This window comes from Candidatus Cloacimonadota bacterium, from assembly GCA_011372345.1.
GTDB lineage: Bacteria > Cloacimonadota > Cloacimonadia > Cloacimonadales > TCS61 > DRTC01.
The window spans coordinates 1-2,759 of the sequence record DRTC01000232.1; the positions used below are offsets into that span (position 1 = coordinate 1).

Genomic DNA, 2,759 nt, shown 5'->3' on the forward strand with positions numbered 1-2,759 from the left:
ATGGATTTTTTAAGGCATATCCCAGAAACAGATCAAACCGGTCTTGTTTTTAGGGGAGATTTCCCAAAAGTGCTTTAATGGTATAGAAAATAATAAGTTAAGTGTCATATTAATAGGTTCTGTATTACAGAACCGGAGAATTTATAAGAGGGAAAATGAAACGATTTTTTCTGCTTTATCCGATCATCTTTTTTTTATTTATTTCATGCACAGAAAAAAAACCTGAACCGCCAAAAGCTAAAATTATACCTCATACAACTATCAAACATGGAGTTGAACTAGTTGATAATTATCACTGGTTGAAAGACAAATCCCGAACTGATATTGATGTGATAAATTACATCAAAGCGGAAAATGAATATACTGAAAAGATGATGAAACATACTGAAAAGTTTCAGCATGAACTATTCAATGAAATTACCGGACGCATCAAAAAAGATGACCTGACAGTTCCCGTGAAATCAGATAGTTTTTACTATTATTCGCGTAAAGAAAAGGATAAACAATATTCGATTTACTGTCGAAAAAAATGGAATTTGGAATCTCCTGAAGAGATTTATCTCGATGCAAATGAGTTGGCAAAGGGACATTCTTATTTCTCCATTTCCGAATTCAGTATCAGTCCCAATCATAAATATCTGGCTTATGCTGCTGATACAACCGGAGCAGAAAAATATACAATTTACATAAAAGATCTCCAAACAAGTAAAAACCTGAAGGAGACTTTTTTCCCGGCAGATGATCTAACCTGGGCAAGCGATAATAAAACTTTCTTTTATACTATAGAAGATGAAACCGGAAGAAGTTATCAGGTTTTTCGTCATTCTTTGGGAACAAATCCGGATAACGATGAACTTATCTTTCACGAAAAAGATAAAGCATTTTATGTCTGGACTACCGAGACCACTAGCGAAGAATATATAATTATCTGTTCTGGTAGTAAAACTACTCGAGAGAATTGGTTTCTAAAAGCAGATAATCCATTCGGAAAGTTTCGAGTTATGCAAAAAAGACAACCCGGAATGAAATATTATATCGAACATAGAAAAGATAAATTTTATATTTGGATGAACGCAGATAATTCCAAAAATAATAAGATCATGGTTACTTCCGTCGATAATCCTGACCAAAAATATTGGAAAGAATTCATTGCTCATCGGGATTCCGTTAATATCAGATTCCAACTTTTCAAAGATTATATGGTTCTTTTTGAAAGAGAAAAGGGAATCAGGAAATTGAGGATTCTGAATATGAATTCCGGAAAGGATTATTATGTGGAATTTCCTGAACCGATCTATTCTTTCAGTCCAACCGGAAATTGGACTTTTGATACTGAAATCCTCAGATTTTATTATGAATCGATGGTTACTCCTTATTCGATTTATGATTTTAATATGAAAACAAGAGAAAGGATAATCAAAAAACGACAACAGATCATTGGTGGTTATGATCCTGAAAAATATTATTCTGTAAGAATTTATGCAAAAGCAGAAGATGGTACTTCTATTCCCATTTCTCTTCTTTTTAAGAAAGACCTTTATCGGAAAAATGAACCAAATCTTCTGTTGCTCGATGCTTATGGTTCTTATGGAGACGCCAGTGATCCGTATTTTTCGATCTCCAGATTAAGCCTTTTGGATAGAGGATTTATTTATGCGATCGCTCATGTTCGCGGAGGTGGAGAATTTGGAAAAGAATGGCATGATCAGGGAAAAATGCTGAATAAGAAGAATACTTTCACAGATTTTATAGCATGTGCCGAATATCTGATTTCGGAAAATTATACAGATCCGGAAAAGCTGGTGATCGAAGGTGGAAGTGCCGGCGGATTGCTGGTCGGAGCAGTTACGAATATGCGACCCGATCTTTTCAAAGTTGTGATTGCCGATGTTCCTTTCGTGGATGTTCTGAATACGATGCTCGATCCGACGCTTTCCGCCACAGTTTCAGAATATGACGAATGGGGAAATCCGAATGATAAGATATATTTCGATTATATTCGCTCATATTGTCCCTATCAAAATGTTCAGTCAAAAAATTATCCGAATATTCTGGTTCTTGCCGGGTTTCATGATCCGCGGGTAAATTATTGGGAACCGGCAAAATGGACTGCGAAACTTAGAAACCATAAAACAGATAATAATCTGCTTCTACTCAAAACAGATATGTCTGCAGGTCATGGTGGAGCTTCCGGAAGATTTGATTATTATAAGGAAGTTGCTTTTAAATATGCTTTTATTTTCGATATTTTCGGGATAGAGAAATAGCAACGAACAAAACTAACAAAACGAACAGAAAAAGGACTGGACTTAACAACGAATTTATTCGGAGTTGAGTTCAGAACTTTTCAAAATATTAAAACTGAACTCCATCGTTCTGCAATTGCCGGATTATGAAGTCCAGTCATAGTTGGATTTAGATATGTTTGCCTTGGAACAAGTCCCGAGCTACTGTAACTCAAACAATCCTGTTTGAGATGTAACACGAAACTCTGTTTCGTTGTAATTATGATTCTCCGAATCAATAATAATTTGCTGAAGTGATTTAACAATTTGGCAAATTGTTTTACGGACACAACCATGATTGATTGTGATACAAATTATGAAAAAATTAGAAAAAAAATTATCCGAAATTGAAGGTGGAAATGTTCTCGATGCGGCAACCGGAGCCGGAGAATTCATCCAACTAATAAAATCCTTTAAAAGTTTCGATAAGATCACAGCTATCGATATGGAAGAAAAATTCGGAGAATATATTAC

1 protein-coding gene is annotated in these 2,759 nt (G+C 35.0%); it reads left to right on the forward strand.

Annotated elements, in window-relative coordinates; genetic code table 11:
• Positions 1–155: 155 nt before the first annotated feature.
• Positions 156–2,267 (forward strand): S9 family peptidase, encoded by a 2,112-nt coding sequence (locus tag ENL20_04485; protein ID HHE37812.1) that lies wholly within the window; start codon positions 156–158, stop codon positions 2,265–2,267.
• Positions 2,268–2,759: the final 492 nt, after the last annotated feature.